The organism is Chitinimonas naiadis (assembly GCF_054780835.1).
In genome coordinates, this window is the sequence record NZ_BAAGVO010000005.1 from 581,697 (window position 1) to 602,247 (window position 20,551).

A 20,551-nucleotide genomic window follows, 5' to 3' on the forward strand; every position below is an offset into this window, starting at 1 on the left:
AAACAAAAAATGCCAATGACATTAATTCGTTAAAATTCACAATGACGAAAACATACACCCATCATGTAAAAGCTTGCTTAGACTTGGGTCATCGTGAATTTAACGGAGTAGTGCCATGTGCGGGATCGTCGGCGCAATTGCGCAACGTGATGTAGTTGCCCACCTGATCGATGGGCTGAAGCGCCTTGAATATCGGGGTTACGACTCCTCCGGCATCGCCGTGCTCAACGGCGGCATCCAGCGGGTGCGCCGGGTGGGTCGCGTGGCGGAGATGGAGCAGGCGGCGCGTATCGAGCGTACGCATGGCCAGCTCGGCATTGGCCATACCCGTTGGGCGACCCACGGTGGAGTGACCGAGCCGAATGCCCACCCGCACATGTCCGGCAGCGTGGTGGTCGTGCACAACGGCATCATCGAAAACCACGACCAGCAACGTGCCCACCTGAAGTCGCTGGGCTATGTGTTCGAATCGCAGACCGATACCGAGGTCATCGCCCACCTGGTGCAGCACTACCTGAAGCAGACCGATGACCTGCTGCAGGCGGTACAGCGCGCCGTGCGTGACCTGCATGGTGCCTATGCCATCGGCGTGATTTCCATCGCCCAGCCGGACCTGCTGGTGGGCGCCCGCATGGGTTGCCCGCTGCTGGTGGGCCTGGGCGAGGGTGAGAATTTCCTCGCGTCGGATGTTTCGGCCGTGCTGGCCGCCACGCGCAAGGTGATGTTCCTGGAAGAGGGCGATGTTGCGGCCCTGACGGTCGATGGTGTGAAGGTCTACGACCGCCAGGATCGCCCGGTCGAGCGCCCGGTGCGCTTGTCCGACGTCTCGCTCGCCTCGCTGGAGCTGGGCCCTTACAACCACTTCATGCAGAAGGAAATCCACGAGCAGCCCAAGGCTCTGGCCGATACCATCGAGCAGGTCATGGAGCAGGGTTTTGCGCCCAGCTTGTTTGGCGATGTGGAAGGCCAGCACCTGAGCCAGGTGGAAGGCGTGCAGATCCTCGCCTGCGGCACCAGCTTCTACGCCGGTTCCGTTGCCAAGTACTGGATAGAGAGCATCGCCAAGCTGCCGTGCTCGGTCGAGATTGCCAGCGAATACCGTTACCGCGATGCGGTGGCCAATCCCAAGCACCTGATCGTCACCATCTCCCAATCCGGCGAAACGCTGGATACGATGGAAGCGCTCAAGTACGCCCAGTCCAAGGGTCACAAGCTGAGCCTGTCGATCTGCAATGTGCAGGAATCGGCCATTCCGCGCGCCAGCAAGCTGGTGTTCTACACCCGCGCTGGCGCCGAGATCGGTGTCGCCTCGACCAAGGCCTTCACGACCCAGCTGGTGGCGCTGTTCACGCTGGCCGCCACCCTGGCCAAGCTCGGTGGCAAGCTCGATGACGAAGCCGAACAAGGCTATCTGGACGCGCTGCGTCAGCTACCGGGCAGCGTGCAGCATGCGCTGAACCTGGAGCCGCAGATCAAGCCCTGGGCCGACCGTTTCTCGCCCAAGCAGCACGCGCTCTACCTGGGCCGTGGCGTGCACTATCCGATTGCCATGGAAGGCGCGCTCAAGCTCAAGGAGATCACCTACATCCACGCCGAGGCCTACGCCGCCGGTGAACTCAAGCATGGCCCGCTCGCCCTGGTGGACGAAGCCATGCCGGTGGTGGTGATCGCCCCCAACGACACGCTGCTGGAGAAGGTGAAGTCCAATATGCAGGAAGTCCGCGCCCGCGGCGGCGAACTGTTCGTGTTTGCCGACCTCGACAGCCATTTTGGCGAGTCGGACGGCGTGCACGTGATCCGCACCCCGCGCCATGTGGGCGTACTGTCACCGGTGGTCCATGCGATCCCGGTGCAGTTGCTGGCCTATCACACCGCCCTGGCCCGCGGCACGGACGTGGACAAGCCACGGAACCTCGCGAAGTCGGTGACGGTGGAGTAAGCCACTGCCAGCGGGCGTCGCTACGGCGCCCGCTGGACAGCCTTTCAGGCGTGCTGTTTGCTGCGCCCCTTGGCCACATAGGGCAGCGCAAAAAGGTACAGGCCGGAAATCAGCTGCAGAAAGAGCGGTGGCAGCGGTGCGTAGGTCAGCCACATCGGTGGCTCGCCCGATGCCGCGGCCCGGTAGGCAAAGTTGGCGACGACTGTGACCGTGAAGACGATGGACAGCCAGCGGTGGCTTTGCTGCATACCTCGGGCCCAGCTCATTTGGCGCCCCGGGCTTGTATCATCTTCCAGCCATTGCCGGACGGATCACGAAACCCCGCATCCACGGTGCCGTAGCGCTCAACCGGCTCCTGCGTGAACTCCACGCCCCGCTTGTTCAACCGCTCATAGGCCGCGCGACAGTCATCCACCACCAGCACCAGCGGCGGCATGGCGCCCTTGGCGACAACTTCGTTCAGGGTCTTGGCGGTGGCCGGGTCATGCAGTGGTGGGCCGGGTTTGAAGAGGCCGAGTTGAAACGAAGGCTGCTCCGGGTGTTGTACCGTCAGCCAACGGTAATCGCCGTTACGAACATCCGTATGGATGCGAAAGCCCAGTCGTTCGACGTAGAACACCAGTGCCTCGTCCTGATCGCGCACGTACACGCCTACTACTTCTATGCCTTGATTCATGGGACCTCCCTTGATTGAGCGTCCATTGTCTCAACGGCCTGCTCCCGTCGCTTCTCCGAAACTGCTATTTGCAGGTCGGGTCGGTGGGCGGCGCGCACCAGGCATTCGGGCACCTGCTCCCGCTCGTGCGGTGCTGCCTGATCGCGTGTTCGCAGATTGCCGGGGTTCTCGCCCGTGATGTCGCGGAAGATACGCCCAAAGGTACCCAGGCTCTTCCAGCCGGTCTGGAAGGCGATATCGGTAATGGCCAGATCGGTGTCGCGCAGCAGCGCAACGGCACGCTCTATGCGGCGGGTCAGCAAGTAGCGGTGCGGAGGCAGGCCAAATGCCGCCTTGAACGAGCGCGCAAAGTGCGCAGCCGAGACGGCGCTCACCGCTGCCAATCGCTCAATGGGCCACTCCTCATGGGAGGCAGCGTCCATCTTGTCTTTTGCGCGCAGCAAGCGTCGCAATAGCTCGGGGCTCTGGCTCATCACTTGCCGCGGCTCAGGTCAGCAGTCACCGCGGGTCCTTTGCTAGGGGGGGGGCATCCAGTCTCGCACAAGGCATTCCCCCCAACAAAATCCCCCGTCCTTTAGCGGGCTCGGGCTATGCGGTCGCCCCAGGGCCAGACCAGGCGCAAGAGCCGCGGCCGGAAGGCCAGGGTCACGGCGATCAAGGGGGCGGAGCCGGCCAGCAGCATCAGCCAGACCAGCATTGCCATGGTTGGCCGGTCAACGATAAAGCACAGCGCGGCTGAGGTGATCAGGCTGGCTGCACCTAGCGCCCGCAGTGTGGTCCGCACCTTGCGCGCGGGCGTCGTGCCGCCGTGCACCTGCTGCCAGTGGCCGTCCATGGCCAGCGACAGCCAGGCAAAGCCGATGATGGTTGCCACGGCAGCACCCAGTTGGCAGATCCAGAGTGCTTCCTTCATGGTGTCACCTCGCTCGCGGCCGGCAGGGTTTTGGCGCGTGCTGGGCCAGGGGCTTGCGCGGTCTGCTGCTCCTGCCGAGCCAGCTTGCGGCTGGCGAAGAGGGCGATGCTGGCGGCGGCCAGCAGGCTCAGGTCCAGGCCGGCCACTGGCCAATAGGTGCTGGTGAACAGGGTCTTGATCAGGTGGTCACCCGTGCTGACCCAATTTATGGCCACGGCTGCGACGGCTATGGCCGCCAGCGCCCAGCACTGCTCGCGCCAGGCCGGGTTGATGCGGCCCTGCGCCACCGGACCACTGCGGATGGCGGCATGGATGAAGCTGAGCGCCCAGGCGCTCCAGAACACATTGGTCTCCCAGCCCCCTTTATCCGCCATGTCGGCCGGTAGCGCGCGGTTGGCGAGCAGCATGCTTGCCGCGGCGATCACCATGCCGATGACCGAGCAGACCGCCAGGGCATCGACCGTGCGGCTGCCCATGTTGCCGCGCTTGGCGTGCTGCGCCTTGCGCTTCTCGACAAAGAAGATGAAGCCGGTGGCAATGCAGACGCAACCCAGCATGCCGCCCACCACATAGAGCCAGCGCAGCAACCAGTGACGGAAGTGCTGCAGGTGCAAGCCGGTCAGGAATTCGTTCACGCTCATCACGGCCGAGGGGGAGGGGTCTTCGCGAATGACACGGCCGCTGCTGGCTTCGAAGTGCACGCCCTGGCCCACGAGGGCCACTTGGTCATTCCCTGCGCGATAGATGCTCACATAGCCGTTCTTGTCGCCCAGGTGGTTGATATAGAGGTAGCCCACCTCGCCGGGCATGTTGCGTGCTGCCCAGCGCCGTTTGGCTTCCACCACCATCGCATCCACCGATGAGAGCGGTGCCGGCACGCCAGCTTCCTCATGGGCGAGGCCGGTGCGTGTGGCTTCCATCACCTCGTGCTGCTTGTGCAGCGGTTGGAGCATGGTCTCGGCCAGGGGCAGGTAGATGCCGGCAAAGATCACGAGGCCGGTTAAGGCAAAAAAGAAATGGAAGGGCAGACCGGCGATGCCCGTCAGGTTATGCAGATCCAGGCTGCTGCGCTGGGTGCGCTTCCAGGGGCGGAAGGTAAAGAACTCACGGAAGATCTTCTTGTGCATCACGACGCCACTGACCAGCGCGGCCAGCATGACGAGGGCCGCGAGGCCCACCACCCAGTAGCCCAGGTTTTGCCAGCTCAGGTGCAGGCTGTAGTGCATCGGGTAAAAGAACTCGCTGCCCAGCTTGAGCTGCCCCTCGGTCAGGAAGGCGCCGGTGCGCGGGTCCAGGGTTGCCCAGCCATGCACATGCTGGTGCTCGTCGGAGGCATCCTTGGGCTTGTTGGGGATGTCGAACTCCGCACCGATGGCCAGCACCGGGTCGCGGTGGGTGGTGTAGTAGTACAGCGAGGACATCGGCAGGGTGTTGGGGTCGGGTATGGTCCCAACTACCCGCTCCTGCGTGACGGCCAAGTCCACGGGGTGCGGCTTGAGCTTTGCGTAGATCGGCTTGAGTACCGTGTCGAACGAGGGCGCCGGCTGCGCAGGGAAGCGCGTATCGGGCAGTGCCCAGCGATCAATTTCGCGGTCGAACACCGAGAGTGAGCCAAAAAAGAAGCACACCATCAGTACATAGCCCAGTGTCAGGCCGAACCAGGTGTGCAACCAGGTCATCGAGTGGCGGAAGCTTTGGAACATCGTGGTGATTCCTGTTGCGATTTCAGTTCAGCAGGCTGCGCTGCAAGAGCCAGGCGGCCAGCGTCATCGTCGCGCCGCCGCCGGCCAGCACGGCCCAGATGCGCACCAGGCTGCGGCCGGCAAAGGACCACAGGAAGGCAAGCAGGAAAACGATAAAGGCCAGCAGCATCACGCCGTGCTCGGCTTCTTCAAAATCGGTGCCGGCGGCAACCAGGGCAACAATCGCCAACGCGGCCAGGCCCCAGGTGAACACATAGCCACCCAGCAGTGCGGCGGCGATGCGCGCCAGCACGAGTAAACGGTTCTTCATGCTTTCAGACAAGGAGGCTACTCCGGGGTCGTCGCTGTCTTTCGGTGCCGACCGGTAAAAATGCGAAAAAGCGGCACCCATGAGCGGGGCCACTTTTCCTGATACCACCCGCCCTGGCACATTGCCAGAGCCGGGCTGGTGTGGGCAGGCTCTGGCCTGCCCGGCTTGCCAGCGTTTGCTTCTGCTCTCCGCTCAGAGCTTGTATTCGAGCGAGACCGACGTGGTGCGCGGTGCACCGTAGATCGCGCCGAACTGCACCGTGCGGAGGTACTTCTTGTCGAACAGGTTGTCGATGTTCAGCCGCACCGTGGCGTCCTTGGTCAGCTCGTAGGCACCGAAGACGTTGGCGAGCAGGTAGGAATCCTGACGTGCGCCGCCAATCTTGTTGATATCGGACTGCCAACGGGTCGCGGCGCCATAGCGCAGTTGCGGCAGGGCAGACGAGCGGGTGTCGACCAGCAGCTTCAGCGTGCGACGCGGTACCCATTCGTAGATGCTGTTGCCATCCGGGCCGGTCAGCTTGAGCTGGGTGTAGCCAACGGTGAGCTTGGTGTCTTTATCAAGACGGCCGGTGGCCTCGATCTCGAAGCCGCGCGACTTCACATCCTTGGGTGCGTAGTAGGATTGCTGCGCTACCGGGTCAAAGCCTGCCTCGGTCGCCAAGCCCTCCTGCTTGGCGCTGAATACCGCGAAGGTGGTCAGCAGCTGGCGGTTCAGCCACTCGGCCTTCACCCCGACTTCGGTGTTGACGCCCTTCATGGGCTTGAGGAAGGCACCGTTGATGTCGCGCTGGTCCTGCGCCTGGAAGATATCGGAATACGAGGCGTAGCCCAGTACATCCTTGGTGATGTCGTAGGTCGTGCCAACATAGGGGCTGACCTTGTTGGTCTTCTCGTTGGTGAGGGCGACGCCACCACCGTAGATCGAGGTGCCATCACGCTTCAGGTTGATCGAGTTCACACCGACGATACCCTTCAACTCATCGGTCAGCGCCAGACGGGTAGCGGCGTACAGACGCGTGATCTGCTGGTTGCCGTCCGCCGCGATGGAGGTCTTGCCCCAGATGGGTTCCGGATAGACATTGCCGCCGTACGGGAAGGCCGGCAGCGGCAGCCCGACGTAGCCCGTGGCATCGTAGGAGATGGCGTTGTTCTTCTGCTTGGAGTGGCTCACACCGATCACGGCTTCATGCTTGCGGCCAAAGGCGCTGAAGCGGCCGTTGAGGTTGGCATCGAACACGTCGGCGCTGGTATCGCCTTCGCTGCGATACGGCCAACCCACGAGCCCGGTGTTGTCGTTGTTCAGGGTGCCCGTAGGGGAGTAGGCGTAGAACAGCTTGCTACTGTTTTCGCCCTTGTTATGGTTGTAGGTCAGCTTGGCTTCCCAGTCGGTCGACAGGGTGTGGGTGTATTCGACGAAGGCGTCGAGCGAACGGTTGTTCCAGCGTGCCCAGTCTTGCGAGGTGGAGGCCGATACATCAAAGTCGGCCAGCGTGCCATTGGCGCGAGGCAGGGTCAGCGAACCCCACATTGGCGAGCGTTGCTTGGCATCCTGATAGGTGAAGCCGAGGGTCAGCACACCATCATTGCCGATCTGGCCGTCAATGACGCCGTAGACCGTGTCGCGTTTGTTGTGCAAGGCGCGGATGTAGGAGTCCTTGTCCTCATGGGCCACAACGAGACGCGCCGCCCATTCACCATCGGGGGTGAGCACCTTGTTGTAGTCGAGCGCGAGGCGCTTGAGACCATAGGAGCCTGCACTGGCGATAACTTCGCCGCCATCGGTGTTGGTTGGGCGCTTACGTACGTAGTTGATCGTGCCCGAGGCGTTACCGACACCGGTCAACAAGCCGTTGGCGCCGCGGATCAGCTCGATGCGCTCGAACAGGTAGGTGTCCTTCTGGCTCTCGACCAGGCCCCAGTCGTTGGTCATGCCCAGGCCATCGACCTGGGTGAGCATCACATCGAAGCCGCGAGCCTGGAAGCTGGTGCGGTTGGTTTCCCACTCGTCGACCACGATGCCCGTGCCGAAACGCAGTGCGTCGTTGCTGCCCGAGGCACCAAAGTCCCGCAGGGTCTCCTTGTCGATCGTGCTGATGGTCTGCGGCGTGTCCTTGATCTCCAGCTTCAGGTTGGTCGCCCCCTTGGAAACGCGATGCTTGCGCTTGCCGGCGATCACGACCTTGTCGCTGTCCTGCGCTGTCGGCGTGCTAGCAGGCTCGGTCTCGGCATGCACGCTCGGTGCCCACAGGGCGGCGGCGAGCAGTGCTGCCAGCTGCATGGCAGGGCGTTGGGCGGCGTTCGGAAAGCGCTCAGCAGGCGGGTTGGCGCTGTGACGGCGGGACATGGACGGTACTCCTCGAAAGGTCAAAAAGCGGTCTGGCTGCCGCCGCACAAGGGGTCTTGCTGCCAGGGGATTAACGGACGGTCTGGATCATTGCCCGGGCAGCGAAATCGCCAACGCTGCAACCGCTCTGGTGGCCGCTGCGTGTGGCCGCCGAAGCGGCAGGGGATAAGGCCATGATGTCCGGGTGCAGCGTGTGCGCCGCAGGGCGATACCCTGCGGCAGCCAATGAAATGAATATTGAATAAGAATTACTATCAATTGTATTCCGGACCGGAACTTTTGTACAACATTGCTGGGATCAAGACGCTGTTTGGTCTTTAGCCGTGCTCGAACCGGGTTCGTGGGGCGCGGTAATGGCGGTGTCCCACTTAAAGGTCTGGGCGGTCTAGCCTGAGTCGCCGCGGTACGGTATCTGCCTAATGCCGGGTGGAGGGGCTACTTTGCGTTGGATGATCGACCTTCATCATCTCTGCATGTACTTATGGTCAAATGGGTGCTTCCTGCCTGCAGATTCAAGGATGCGTCAGCCCATGTCAGAGCCGATTTTCGACACGCCTGTGTTTATCAAGGCGCTGCACGAGACGAAGGTCGATACCGTCAAGACACCGTTTTTCTACAACGTTGATGGTCAGCCTCAGTTTGTCCAGGAACTGCCGGTCGGGCTCGACCCGCTCAGTCCTGCGGTGACAGATCCGGCATTGGCGGTTGGTAACGAATACCTGGTGGCGGAGCTGCTTGGGGTGAAACCCTCACCACCTTATGGTGTGGAAACGCAGTTAGGATTCGCCGCGACGGAAGTGGTGTATGCGCCACTGTGGGCGACGCGCGACATTGCGGCAGCCTTCGGTATTACCTTGGTCGAGCCGGGCCAGGCTGTGGTGCTGAGCAGTCCGGTGGTTGAACTGCAACAGATCGAATACGAATACGGTGTGTTTGCCGGGCACTGGTCTCCTTACCAGAAAACCGGCAACCAACTGCTCAGCGTGGTGTGCACCGATCTTGAGCATCACGACTTCCCGCATGTGTTTGCCTCTACCGACCCGACACAACCCCTAGTCATTTCAGTTGGGCGCTATTGGCCAAAGCTCGGCAAGATACGGCTGGCTGATCTGTGGGTGCCGCGTGGTAGCGCCTTGTATATCCCACCCAAGCCAGCGTTGCTCGGGCAGGCATGTATTGATCTGCATAACAACCGCAACTCCGCGCGCGCCTGCTGGGGCGATATCACACAGAGCAGCGTGACCACCCATACCTTGTTGCAAAAAGACCATGGCTATTTCTATTGGTACTGGAATGCCGTCCCGACAGCACACGGCAGGCCCGTTACCATCGCTTGAGTCACCGGAACGACCAACAGGAAGGCGAGCGACACATCCATCATGAGCGACCTCGACATCGACAGCGCGGTGTACAAGACACTGCTGGAATCCACCCAGGCCATACCCTGGAAGATCGACTGGGCCAGCATGCGTTTTGCCTATATCGGCCCACAGATCGAACCCCTGTTGGGTTGGAGCCAGGAGAGCTGGGTCAGTGCCGAGGACTGGGCCATGCGCATCCACCCGGATGACCGTGACCATGTGGTGAACTTCTGCATTGCCCAATCCAAGGCCGGTGTCGATCATGAAGCGGATTACCGCGCGCTGACCAAGGACAACGGCTACGTATGGATACGGGATGTCGTTCACGTGGTACGCAAGGACGACGGTGACGTCGACGCCCTGGTCGGTTTCATGTTCGACATCAGCGAGCGCAAGAAGACCGAGGAAAAGCTCCTGAGCTTGCAGCGGGAGCTGGAAGCTTTGTCCTTCAAGGATGGGCTGACGGGCATCGCCAACCGGCGCCGGTTCGATGCCAGCCTGGAAATGGAATGGGAAAGTGCGCGCAGCAGCCAGCAGCCCTTGTCGCTGATTCTGCTGGATGTCGACTTCTTCAAGCAGTTCAACGATCTCTACGGCCATATCCAGGGCGATAGCTGTCTGACCAAGATTGCCCAGACGCTGAACCTGGCACTCGCCGGTCCACGCGACCTGGCTGCGCGCTATGGCGGTGAGGAGTTTATTCTGATGCTGCCGGAGACCGATGCCGAGGCGGCCCTGAAAGTGGCCGAACGCTGCCAGCGGTTGATCGAAAAACAGGCCATTGCGCATGAACGATCATCTGTCGGCCAGTTTGTCACCGTCAGCATGGGGGTCGGTACGATCATCCCAAATGATGACGAGAGCCCCACAGATTTCATCCATGCCGTGGATAGGCTGCTGTATGCGGCCAAGCAGAACGGCCGGAACCGGATCGAGGCCACGTTGGTGGCGACATAGGCACGCGAAGCAGACTCCTGGGGTAGATTGTCATGCCGGATGCATGCTGGCGGGTCCATATACGCCCCCGCTCGCCGTTCAGGGGGCCGCCCGTGTCTGCTGGTGCTGGCGGTACCCCATCGCGCTGTGCCCAAACCCTGCCTGAAATGCCCGGCTCAACGCGCTGGCGCTGCTGAAACCACACTCGTCGGCAATCTGCACCAGACCCAGCCGGCTTGTCCGTAATAGAAAGGCCGCCAACTCGAGCCGCAGTGCCGCTACGTATTGCCGAAGGTTGCAGCCTGTCGCCGCGGCAAAGCGCCGCGACAGGCTGCGTTCGCTCATCGCGACTTGTGCGGCTAGCTCCGCCAGCGTCGGGAGTTGGGCCAAGTCCCGTTCGATCGTCTCCTGCACAGCCAGTACCGGATTGTCTCCATGTTGCTTGAACTGTGCGGTCCAGACCGCCATGTGCTCGTAGGACGGCAAGGACTGGGTCAGAGCCAGCCGCAGCAGACGGCGCGAGGCACCGGCACCCAGGCAGCGGTCGATGACGTAGGCGCAGGCATCAACCGCCGGATTGATGCCACTGACCGTGATCAGTCTTTCATCCACCACCAGCGGCTTGGCCGGGTCGTAACGGACCTGTGGGAAGTGGCGGGCAAACATGGCGCGCTCGCTGGGCAGGCCGGTGGCATGGCGACCGTCGAGCAATCCAGCCTTGGCAAGCAGAACCGCGGCATTCAGGGCGACCAGCACCGCGCCGGCGGCATAGCGATGCTGTAGCCAACTGACGAAGGCGGCGTCTTCCGCATTCGGCTCGGCATCCGGCATGAACTGGCCCGGGACGATGACGATCTCGTGCGTATCGGTAGAGGATATGGCGGTCGAGGCCGGAATGGCGACACCGCCGACATTGGCGACCGGTCCGCCGTCGTGCGACAGCAGGTCAATCTCGAACAAACGGCTCCCCAATACGTCGCGGCTGCGCGCCTGCATGGTGCCGGCGAGCAGCAAGAGCTCCTGGGTGATGAAGACGTAACCGGCCAGCACACGCTGCGGCAGCAGGATGGCAACGCGGATTCGCCGGTCGAGGTGATTGCGGTTCATGTCATGAATCTGGCGGTTCAAATCAACACGGATTGTTCGGTACTTGCTGAAATAGCGCAATCCGCCGATACCAAGATACCGAGACAACCGGAGCCAGCCCATGATTGCCCGCAGCCTGTTCGACGAAGAACACGCCACCTTCCGCGATTCAGTCCGCCGTTTCATCCAGGCCGAGGTCATGCCGCAGCATGAGCGTTGGGAGGAGCAGGGTTATGTGGATCGCGACATCTGGCACAAGGCGGCCGAGGCCGGCTATCACTGCGCCAGTATGCCGGATGCTTACGGTGGGGCCGGCGCCGACATCCGCTACAGCGTGGTGCTGATCGAGGAGATCTACCGTGCCGGGGCGACAGGGCTTGGCTTCGGCCTGCATTCCGAGATCGTCGCGCCCTATCTGCTGCACTACGGCAGCGAGGCACTCAAGCAGCACTACCTGCCCAAGATGGCGACTAGCGAGATGATCGCCGCCATTGCCATGACCGAGCCGGGCGCCGGGTCCGATCTGCAAGGGTTGCGGACTTCGGCGGTACGCGATGGCGAGCACTATGTGCTGAACGGTTCCAAGACCTTCATTACCAACGGCTGGCATGCCGATCTGGTGATCGTAGTGGCACGTACTACCCCCGAGGGCGGCAGCAAAGGCACCAGCCTGTTCGTGGTCGACACTGGCATGGCGGGGTTCAGCAAGGGCAAGCGGCTTAAAAAGGTGGGCATGAAGGCGCAGGACACGGCCGAATTGTTCTTCGACAACGTGCGGGTGCCGGTGGGCAACCTGCTGGGCGAGGAGAACCGTGGCTTTGCCTACCTGATGCAGGAACTGCCCTGGGAGCGGTTGCAGATTGCCATCGGTGCGGTGGCGGCGAGCGAGGCGGCCCTGGAATGGACCTTGGCCTACACCCGCGAGCGCAAGGCCTTTGGCAAGTCGGTCAGCGATTTCCAGGTCAACAGCCATGCGCTGGCGGAGATGAAGACAGAGATTCAGATCGCGCAGGTGTTCGTCGACAAGTGCATCGAACTGAAGCTCGCCGGCCAGCTCGATGCGGCCACGGCGTCGATGGCCAAGTACTGGACGACCGACCTGCAATTCAAGGTCATGGACCGCTGCGTCCAACTGCATGGCGGCTATGGCTACATGTGGGAATACCCGATCGCCCGGGCCTGGGCGGATTCACGCGTGCAACAGATCTATGGCGGCACTAACGAGATCATGAAGGAACTGATCGCCCGTACCTTGTAGCCACAAAGATGGCGCTGGGCAGGGGCTCAATCAGATGAGAGCCGCTGTTTCAGATTTCACAGATGGTTAGCGTCCGGGTTTCTTGGGCGCCTGCGCTGAACTTAGCAAAGATAAGTACTTAGAATCAGGAGAAGGCTCGATGGAAGCGTATATCTACGATGCCGTTCGCACACCGCGGGGCAAGGGCAAGAAGGATGGCGGCCTGCATGGTGTAACGCCGGTTCGGCTGGCGGAGACTGCGCTGCGCGCCTTGCAGGTGCGCAACCAGCTTGATACGGCACTGGTGGACGACGTGGTGCTGGGCTGCGTGGAGCCGGTCGGCGAGCAGGGGGCCTGCATAGGCCGGATCGCGGTGCTGGCGGCGGACTACGCGGAAACGACGGCCGGTGTGCAGATCAACCGCTTCTGCGCATCCGGCCTTGAGGCCTGCAATATGGCGGCGGCCCAGGTGATGGCGGGGCAAGCCGACTTTGCCATCGGCGGCGGGGTGGAGAGTATGTCGCGGGTGCCGATGGGTTCCAGCGGCGGCGCCTGGCCGGTCGATCCGCAGATCGCCATCCGCCACTACTTTGTACCGCAGGGCATCTCGGCCGATACCATTGCCACCAAATGGGGCTACAGCCGCGCCGATGTCGATGCCTATGCGGTGGAAAGCCACCGCCGCGCCCAGGCGGCGACCGAGGCCGGCTGGTTCAAGCGCAGCATCGTGCCGGTGCGTGACCCCAATGGCCTGACGATACTGGATCGCGATGAGCTGATCCGTCCGCAGACCTCGCTCGAATCCCTGGCCCAGCTCAAGCCGGCCTTTGCCGAGTTGGGCGAGAACTACGGCTTCGATGCCGTCATCCGCCAGCGCTACCCCGAGCTGGAGCGTATCCAGCATGTGCACCACGCCGGCAACAGCTCCGGCATCGTCGATGGTGCCGCCGCCGTGCTGATCGGCAGCCGCGAGGCTGGCCAGCGAGCGGGCCTCAAGCCGCGGGCACGCATCCGCTCTTTTGCCAGCATCGGTTCCGAGCCTTCCATCATGTTGACCGGCCCGAGCTATGCCGCCGAGAAGGCACTCAAGCGTGCCGGCATGACGGCGGCCGACATCGATCTGTATGAACTGAACGAAGCGTTTGCCTCGGTCGTGCTGCGTTTCATGCAGGTGCTGTCCATCCCGCACCAGAAGATCAATGTCAACGGCGGCGCGATCGCCATGGGGCATCCGCTCGGTGCGACCGGGGCCATGATACTTGGCACCCTCTTGGACGAGCTGGAGCGGCGCGGCGCCAGCACGGGCCTCGCGACCCTGTGCGTGGGTGCCGGCATGGGCACTGCCACCATCATCGAACGCCTGTAGGAGGCCGATACCATGATCGATTACACCCTCGACCAGGACGGCATTGCCACCCTGAGCTGGAACCTGCCGGGACGTCGCCAGAATGTGATCAATGGCGAGAGCTGCGCCGCCTTTTTTGCCGTGGTCGACCGCGCGGTGGGTGATGCCGCGGTGAAGGGTATCCTGCTGACATCGGCCAAGCCTGACTTTATCGGCGGCGGAGACCTGGGGTGGCTGCAGGCCAGCGGTGATGCGGCGGTGCTGTTCGAGCAGACCCGCGCGCTGCACCGCTCGCTGCGCAAGCTCGAGACCTGCGGCAAGCCGGTCGCGGTGGCTTTGCCTGGTTCGGCGCTCGGCGGTGGGTTGGAGATTGCCCTGGCTGCGCACTACCGGGTGGCGGCGGACAATTCCAAGGCCCGCTTCGGTCTGCCGGAGGTCACGCTGGGCCTGCTGCCGGGTGCCGGCGGCACCCAGCGCTTGCCGCGCATGATCGGCATCCAGGCCGCCCTGCCACTGCTGCTGGAGGGCAAGCGCCTGAAGGTGGCCGATGCATTCAAGGCCGGCATCCTGCAGGCGGTGGTACCGGCCGGTGAGGAGATCGAGGCTGCGCGCAGCTGGCTGCTGGGTGAAGGCCAGACCAAGGCGCAGCAAGCCTGGGACAGCAAGGGCTACAAGATACCGGGCGGTGGCGTCGCCAGCCCGGCGGTGCAGCAGCTGTTGACCGCGGCAAACGCGATGCTGCGACAAAAGACCCATGGCAACTACCCGGCTGCGACCAGCATCCTGTCCTGCGTCTATGAAGGCCTGATCACCGACTTCGATACGGCCCTGACCACCGAGGCCCGCTATTTCGTACAGGCGGTACTGTCGCCCGAGGCGAAGGCGATGATACGCACGCTGTTCTTCAGCATGGGTGAAGCCAACAAGTTGGCGTCCCGGCCAGACGATGTACCGACGCAGCGCTATGGCAAAGTCGGCATCCTCGGTGCCGGCATGATGGGTGCGGGTATCGCCTACGTCACCGCCAAGGCCGGCATCACGACGGTGCTGCTCGACACCAGCCAGGATGCTGCCGAACGCGGCAAGGACTACGCTCGCAAGTTGCTGGACAAGCAGGTGCAGCGCGGCCAGGTCACGACGGAACAGGCGGAGGCGCTGCTCGCGCGGATCGAGCCGACGACCGACTATGGCCGGCTCGACGCGGCCGAACTGGTGATCGAGGCGGTATTCGAAGACCGCGCCATCAAGGCCGAAGTCACCCGCAAGGCCGAGGCAATGCTGGCACCTGATGCCCTGTTTGCCTCCAATACCTCGACGCTGCCGATCACAGGCCTCGCTGAGGCCAGTAGCCGGCCGGCGAATTTCATCGGCCTGCACTTCTTCTCGCCGGTCGACAAGATGCCGCTGGTCGAAGTGATTGTCGGCAAGCAGACCAGCGATGCGACCCTGGCCCGGGCGCTCGACTATGTCAAAGCGGTGGGCATGACGCCCATCGTGGTCAACGACAGTCGCGGTTTCTATACCAGCCGGGTGTTCTCCACCTATGTGCTGGAAGGGCTCGCCATGCTGGCCGAAGGGGTGGCGCCGGCCTTGATTGAGAATGCCGGCCTGCAGGCGGGCATGCCAGTCGGGCCGCTGGCGCTAACCGACGAAGTATCGAGCGAGCTGATCCACAAGATCAGCAGGCAGGCACGGCTGGACCTCGGCGAGGTCTATGAGGGCCGGCCCGGCGAGCAGGTGGCCGAACGCATGGTGGTGCTGGGACGCCTAGGCAGGAAGGTGGGCCAGGGTTACTACGACTATCCCGAGGGGGGCAAAAAGCAGTTGTGGCCGGGCCTGGCGAAGGAGTTTCCAACCGCCGCCAGCCAGCCGGACGTACAGACGCTGATCCAGCGTTTGATCAGCGTGCAGGCGGTGGAGACCGCCCGCTGTCTGGATGAGGGCGTACTGACCACGCCGCGGGATGCCGATGTCGGCGCCATCCTCGGCTGGGGCTTCCCGGCGTTCCGCGGCGGGCCGTTGTCGTATATCCAGCAGCTCGGTGTGGCGGCCTTCGTCGCGCAGTGCGAAGGCTTGGCTGCACAGTATGGACCACGCTTCCAGGTGCCCGGGCTGTTGCGGCAGATGGCGGCCAGGGACGACGCGTTCTACGCGCGCTGAGACCGTCATGGGCCCACTCCACGGCGTACGCGTCATCGAAATCGCCGGCCTTGGTCCGGCACCGTTTTGCGGCATGTTGCTGGCGGACATGGGTGCCGAGGTGATCCTGATCGAGCGGGCGGGCGCGAAGTCCGGTGACCCGCTCGAGCTGGGGCGCCACGCCATCTTCAATCGTGGCAAGCGTTCGCTGGCGCTGGACCTGAAGCAACCGGCGGCGGTGGCGGCGTTGCTGACCCTGGTCGACAGTGCCGATGTACTCATCGAAGGCATGCGACCCGGTGTGATGGAGCGGCTGGGCCTGGGGCCGGATGTCTGCCTCGCCCGTCGACCTGGTCTGGTCTACGGTCGCATGACCGGCTGGGGCCAGGCGGGGCCGCTGGCACAGACGGCCGGCCATGATCTCAACTACATCGCGCTCTCCGGTGCGCTCTGGTATGCCGGCCAGGCGGATGCCCCTCCGCTGGCACCGCCTACGCTGGTGGGTGACCTCGGCGGCGGGGCACTCTATCTGGCCATGGGTGTGCTGGCGGCCCTGCTGCATGCCCGCAGCAGCGGACAGGGGCAGGTGGTGGATGCCGCCGTGGTCGATGGCAGTGCCAACCTGATGAACTTGCTGCTATCGCTGCAGTCGGCGGGCCGGCAACCGACGGCGCGAGGCCAGGGTTTGCTGGATGGCCCGCACTGGTACGGTAGCTACCGCTGCGCCTGCGGTGGTCATGTCAGCATCGGTGCGCTGGAGCCGCAGTTCTATGCGCTGTTGCTGGACAAGCTGGGGCTGCGCGACGACGCTGACTTCCAGCAACCGTACGACCCCGGCCGCTGGCCCCGCTTACGGGAACGGCTGACCGTGCTGTTCGCCGGACAATCCCGTGCTCATTGGGTGGCCTTGCTTGAAGGCAGCGAGGCCTGCTTTGCGCCGGTGTTGAGCCCGCTTGAGGCGAGCACGCATCCGCACATGGCGGCACGCGGGGTCTATGCGGAGCGCGATGGTGTCCTGCAGGCCATGCCGGCTCCTCGCTTTTCGGCGGCACCCGGTGTTGAGCCGGGGCCGGTGCCACGGCGCGGTGCAGATGGTGTCGCCATCCTGCGGGCGGCGGGTTTGTCTGACGCGGACATCGCGATGCTGCTGTCCGCAACAGCCTGAGCAGGCTTCCGATACGCCACAGCCCGCGGTAGCGGGCTGTGGCGATCAGGCACAAGATACGGCCTGCCTGGCGCAAGTGCTGGACGCTACTTGGGGAACAGGTAGTTCACCGTGTAGCTGCCGGCGCCGGTGTGCGACTTCACCTCGAAATAGTAATACGCCGGGACGCCCGCATAGTTGATGGTCTCGGTTGAGGTCGGGCCCTTGGCGCTGGCCATGGCGACCCAGGCTGAACCGCTCCAGCGGTACAGGGTCAGGTCGAAGTCGGCATTGCCTGGTCCGCTGAGCTGGATCTGGAAGTTGCCGCCCTGCCCGCTGTAGTAGTAACCCACGGAGGGTAAATTGACGAACTGACCTGCCGCCAGTGTGCCGGTTACCGTGGTGGGCGTGGGTTGATCGCCGCCGGGGCTGTAATAGCTGGTGAACACGGCATTGGCCCGTTTCTCGTTCACCGCGTACCAGGGCCTGCCCAGCGTGCGCATGCGGGAGTTTTCGGTCGGGCGGTACAGGCCGCTTGGACAATACTTGGCACCGGCAAACAGGCCTACGGTACCGGCCGGATAGTAGTTCTTGGGCGTGGGTACGTTGGTGGTGCTGGCAATCAGGCTGCTCCATTTGACGGCTGCACGACTGGTCTGGCGCGTGGCGTTGGCTTCGCTCGGTTCATAGCTGCTGTTGCAGGTACCGTAGTCGTACTCATCGGCCAGGGCGAAGGCGGTATGGCCGATCTCATGCAGCGCCAGTTCGATCGCCGAGGCGTGCATGGTCATGGTGGCAATCTCACCGCCGGCGCCGCCATAGGTCGTGGTGTTGGCAATGGCGACGATGACGTCCCGGGCGTCGGCCGACGTGACCGAGCCCACGGCGCTATAGACCAGGTTCTCGTCGGCGCATACCAGCCGGTCGACGTTGTAGCAACCGACCACCATGCCCAGTGCCGTATTGCGTGTCTGTCCCTTGAGCGGTTCATCGACCCCGGATTGACTGCTGGCCACATCGACCCGCCGGATATTGATGCCGGTCCGGTTGGCATTGAACAGCGGGTCCGCGAGCAGGCCGTTGGCAACCTTCTGCGCATCGGTCGCCCATTTCGCCATCTCGGCACTGGTATAGCCATCGCCGATCAGCACGATGTCCATCCGGTTCGCCGCGGGGCCGCTCTCATATAGCAGGGTACTGCCGGTGGCCTGGGTGGCAAGCATCTGCATCCGGCTGCGGCTTAAAGCGGTATCCAGTGCCTGCCGGTCAAAACGCTTGCCGATCGTCATCGCGCTCATGCGGTTGCCGACAGGCTGGCCGGCTATCAGCTCGATATGGTCCAGGGCCTTCAGGCTGGGCACGCTGACCTCGAAGTAGGCCTGCGGCAGTTGTATGTCCTGCGCCTGCTCGATCTGGCCGGTGCCGGGATTGAAGGACTCGGCGTGCAGTACGCCGGGGTTGCGTACGCGGTTGCGGAACAGCTCGTGGCCATTGCGATCACGCCCTATCAGGTAGATGTCGGAACTGGTGGTGGCGGTGAGGTTGGGTTTGCTGGCGAACTGGCCAGCCTGGGCGTGGATCAGCTCGTAGTCGCTGCTGCCACGCGTATTGCTTTGCTTGATGCGCAAGAGCAGGTTGTCGGCGGCGCTGGCGACCTGGCTGCCGGCAACAAGGGCAAACAGCAGGGTGAGATGGTGCTTCATGAACGTGCCTCCTCAACAGTGCGGATGGTCCGCAGTAATGCTGCTTGGGAGCGCCGTCAGGCTTTGTTCTGGTTTATGTCTTGGCAGCGCCGGAAGGTGGGCACAGGTTCGCGTCCGCGCCGGCGTGGGTATGCCGGTGGGTGGGCCGCCGCCTTCCCTGGTGAGGTCAGGCCCGCGCGTGATAGCTCCTCGCGCCCCTTATCAGGGTAGGTCTATCTGGCGGGGATGCCAGCGGGGGGGGATGACTGGTCGGGGACGAAAGAGGGATCAGGCCCTTGGTAAGCTGATCTGGATACGGTGTCTCTGGTCTACGTCCGCATCGTCCTGCAGCAGGCTGCCGCCCTGTGCACGTGCCAGGGCCTGGACGGCGGCGAAGGATTTGCTGCTGCCGGGTAGGGCAGGCAACTCAAGCTGAACGGCCAGCGGGTGGCTGTCGCCTAACGTGAGCTGCAGCTGGCTACCGGCCGGGCTGATATCGCACGCGTGATTCAGCAAGCGGTAGAACAGGGCGTGGCAGAGGCCGGGGTCGGCTTTGGCTGCGAGCAGGGAGGTCGAGCTGGCGTCGAGTTCCAGCCGTAGTGCCTTGTCGGCGTAGCGAGTCGTAAACAGCGTGATCAGGTCCTGTAGCAGCGGCACCAAGGGTACGGCCTCCAGTTTCAGTTTGCGCTGGCCTGCTTCCAGTTCCAGCTGGCTGCTGGCCAGTTCGATGATTTCCAGCATCTGCTTGGCACCGGCGGCGGCCAATTCTGCCTGCTGTCTTTGTGCCGGACTGAGGCCCGGATCACTGGCCAGGCTCTGCAGGGCCGGCCAGCTCTGGTTCAGCGGGCGCAGCAGGTCGTGGCCGATCAGGCGCTGCATATCGGTCCGCAGTGCTGCCAGCTCCAGCATCTGGTCCAGGTCTGTCTGCAGTTGCCGGCGGTGCTCCACATAGCGCATCAGGTTGCGGACCCGTATACGCAGGAGGCTCGGGTCGATGGGCTTGAATACATAGTCCACGGCGCCGAGTGCGAGGCCCTGCTCGCGCGAGCGCTCGTCACTCAGGGCGGTGACGAAGATGATGGGAATATGTTCCGAGGCATGGTGCTGACGCAGGCGGCGGGCGACTTCGAAGCCATCCATGCCGGGCATCATCACGTCGAGCAGGATCAGGTCCGGCGGGGCATTGGAGTGGCAGATGGCGATCGCCTTCTCGCCGTTGTGGGCCAGCTTGACCTTGAACTGGTCGCGGAACAGGCCGGCCAGCAGCTGCAGGTTGTCGGGGGTATCGTCCACGACCAGGATGCTGGCTCGTTCTTCCTTATCCTCCTTGCCTCCCTGGGTGGGAGGGCCGTCGCGGTGCAGCACTCGCTGCACGCGTTCCAGTAAGCGCTGGGTGGTGAAGGGCTTGACCAGCAGGTCGCCAATACCGAGCCGGATCGCCTGCTCGGCGGATTGCCGGTCGAGGCCGCCCGACATCAGGACGAAAGGAATTTCGGCGAGCGCTTCCTCGGTCCGCATGGTTTCAAGTAGCGAGAGTCCGCTCGTGCCGGGCAGCCGCAACTCGCTGAGTACCAGTTGCACCGGCTGCTGATGCAATAGCTGCAAGGCACTGTCCTTGTCCTGGGCGAGCAGTACCTGCGTAAATCCGTTGCGTTGCAGCTCTTCGGCCAGGGCCGCGGCGAGCACCGGGTCACTGTCGACAACCAACAGGGTACTGATGGCTTGGATCATGGC

Annotated in this window: 17 protein-coding genes; 7 read left to right on the forward strand and 10 right to left on the reverse strand. The window is 63.3% G+C overall.

Features of this window, described 5'->3' with window-relative positions; translation table 11 throughout:
* Positions 1-115: 115 nt before the first annotated feature.
* A complete protein-coding gene (glmS, locus tag ACYVHK_RS18645; protein WP_460535183.1) occupies positions 116-1,939 on the forward strand; it encodes a glutamine--fructose-6-phosphate aminotransferase in 1,824 nt (607 codons plus the stop codon).
* A gap of 44 nt (positions 1,940-1,983) precedes the next feature.
* Here glmS and ACYVHK_RS18650 read toward each other — a convergent pair whose 3' ends face one another.
* The 7 genes from ACYVHK_RS18650 to ACYVHK_RS18680 all read right to left on the reverse strand — a co-directional run bounded on the left by ACYVHK_RS18650 (position 1,984) and on the right by ACYVHK_RS18680 (position 7,887).
* A complete protein-coding gene (locus tag ACYVHK_RS18650; RefSeq protein WP_460535186.1) occupies positions 1,984-2,205 on the reverse strand; it encodes a hypothetical protein in 222 nt (73 codons plus the stop codon).
* Entirely contained in the window at positions 2,202-2,615 is a 414-nt protein-coding gene (locus tag ACYVHK_RS18655) for a VOC family protein (RefSeq protein ID WP_460535189.1), read from the reverse strand. The genes ACYVHK_RS18650 and ACYVHK_RS18655 overlap by 4 nt, the downstream gene beginning before the upstream one ends.
* Positions 2,612-3,088, reverse strand: a complete 477-nt coding sequence (locus ACYVHK_RS18660) for a helix-turn-helix transcriptional regulator (RefSeq protein WP_460535191.1) — start codon at positions 3,086-3,088, stop codon at positions 2,612-2,614. The genes ACYVHK_RS18655 and ACYVHK_RS18660 overlap by 4 nt, the downstream gene beginning before the upstream one ends.
* 101 nt (positions 3,089-3,189) lie before the next feature.
* A complete protein-coding gene (locus ACYVHK_RS18665; RefSeq protein ID WP_460535193.1) occupies positions 3,190-3,528 on the reverse strand; it encodes a DUF3325 domain-containing protein in 339 nt (112 codons plus the stop codon).
* Complete coding sequence (locus tag ACYVHK_RS18670) at positions 3,525-5,231, reverse strand: PepSY-associated TM helix domain-containing protein (RefSeq protein ID WP_460535196.1); 1,707 nt, start codon at positions 5,229-5,231, stop codon at positions 3,525-3,527. The genes ACYVHK_RS18665 and ACYVHK_RS18670 overlap by 4 nt, the downstream gene beginning before the upstream one ends.
* A gap of 22 nt (positions 5,232-5,253) precedes the next feature.
* Positions 5,254-5,553, reverse strand: a complete 300-nt coding sequence (locus tag ACYVHK_RS18675; protein WP_460535198.1) for a hypothetical protein — start codon at positions 5,551-5,553, stop codon at positions 5,254-5,256.
* A gap of 180 nt (positions 5,554-5,733) precedes the next feature.
* Positions 5,734-7,887, reverse strand: a complete 2,154-nt coding sequence (locus tag ACYVHK_RS18680) for a TonB-dependent siderophore receptor (protein ID WP_460535200.1) — start codon at positions 7,885-7,887, stop codon at positions 5,734-5,736.
* Positions 7,888-8,336: 449 nt separating this feature from the next.
* Here ACYVHK_RS18680 and ACYVHK_RS18685 point away from each other — a divergent pair, with 449 nt between their 5' ends.
* Complete coding sequence (locus ACYVHK_RS18685; protein WP_460535450.1) at positions 8,337-9,224, forward strand: hypothetical protein; 888 nt, start codon at positions 8,337-8,339, stop codon at positions 9,222-9,224.
* A 42-nt stretch (positions 9,225-9,266) separates the two neighbouring features.
* Complete coding sequence (locus tag ACYVHK_RS18690; protein WP_460535202.1) at positions 9,267-10,205, forward strand: GGDEF domain-containing protein; 939 nt, start codon at positions 9,267-9,269, stop codon at positions 10,203-10,205.
* 78 nt (positions 10,206-10,283) lie between these two features.
* On the opposite strand, the gene ACYVHK_RS18695 is transcribed toward ACYVHK_RS18690, so the two are convergent.
* Entirely contained in the window at positions 10,284-11,291 is a 1,008-nt protein-coding gene (locus tag ACYVHK_RS18695; protein WP_460535204.1) for a GlxA family transcriptional regulator, read from the reverse strand.
* Between the two features lie 100 nt (positions 11,292-11,391).
* Here ACYVHK_RS18695 and ACYVHK_RS18700 point away from each other — a divergent pair, with 100 nt between their 5' ends.
* From ACYVHK_RS18700 to ACYVHK_RS18715, 4 genes are all read left to right on the forward strand, one after another.
* Complete coding sequence (locus ACYVHK_RS18700; protein WP_460535206.1) at positions 11,392-12,528, forward strand: acyl-CoA dehydrogenase family protein; 1,137 nt, start codon at positions 11,392-11,394, stop codon at positions 12,526-12,528.
* 139 nt (positions 12,529-12,667) lie between these two features.
* Positions 12,668-13,873: an acetyl-CoA acetyltransferase gene (locus ACYVHK_RS18705; protein ID WP_460535208.1), complete on the forward strand. Its 1,206-nt coding sequence runs from the start codon at positions 12,668-12,670 to the stop codon at positions 13,871-13,873.
* A gap of 12 nt (positions 13,874-13,885) precedes the next feature.
* Positions 13,886-16,012 (forward strand): fatty acid beta-oxidation multifunctional protein, encoded by a 2,127-nt coding sequence (locus ACYVHK_RS18710; protein ID WP_460535210.1) that lies wholly within the window; start codon positions 13,886-13,888, stop codon positions 16,010-16,012.
* A gap of 7 nt (positions 16,013-16,019) precedes the next feature.
* Positions 16,020-17,156: a CaiB/BaiF CoA transferase family protein gene (locus tag ACYVHK_RS18715; RefSeq protein WP_460535212.1), complete on the forward strand. Its 1,137-nt coding sequence runs from the start codon at positions 16,020-16,022 to the stop codon at positions 17,154-17,156.
* Positions 17,157-17,242: 86 nt separating this feature from the next.
* On the opposite strand, the gene ACYVHK_RS18720 is transcribed toward ACYVHK_RS18715, so the two are convergent.
* Together ACYVHK_RS18720 and ACYVHK_RS18725 are read right to left on the reverse strand one after the other, a co-directional pair.
* Entirely contained in the window at positions 17,243-18,838 is a 1,596-nt protein-coding gene (locus ACYVHK_RS18720; protein WP_460535214.1) for a M64 family metallopeptidase, read from the reverse strand.
* Between the two features lie 267 nt (positions 18,839-19,105).
* Entirely contained in the window at positions 19,106-20,548 is a 1,443-nt protein-coding gene (locus tag ACYVHK_RS18725) for a hybrid sensor histidine kinase/response regulator (protein ID WP_460535217.1), read from the reverse strand.
* Positions 20,549-20,551: the final 3 nt, after the last annotated feature.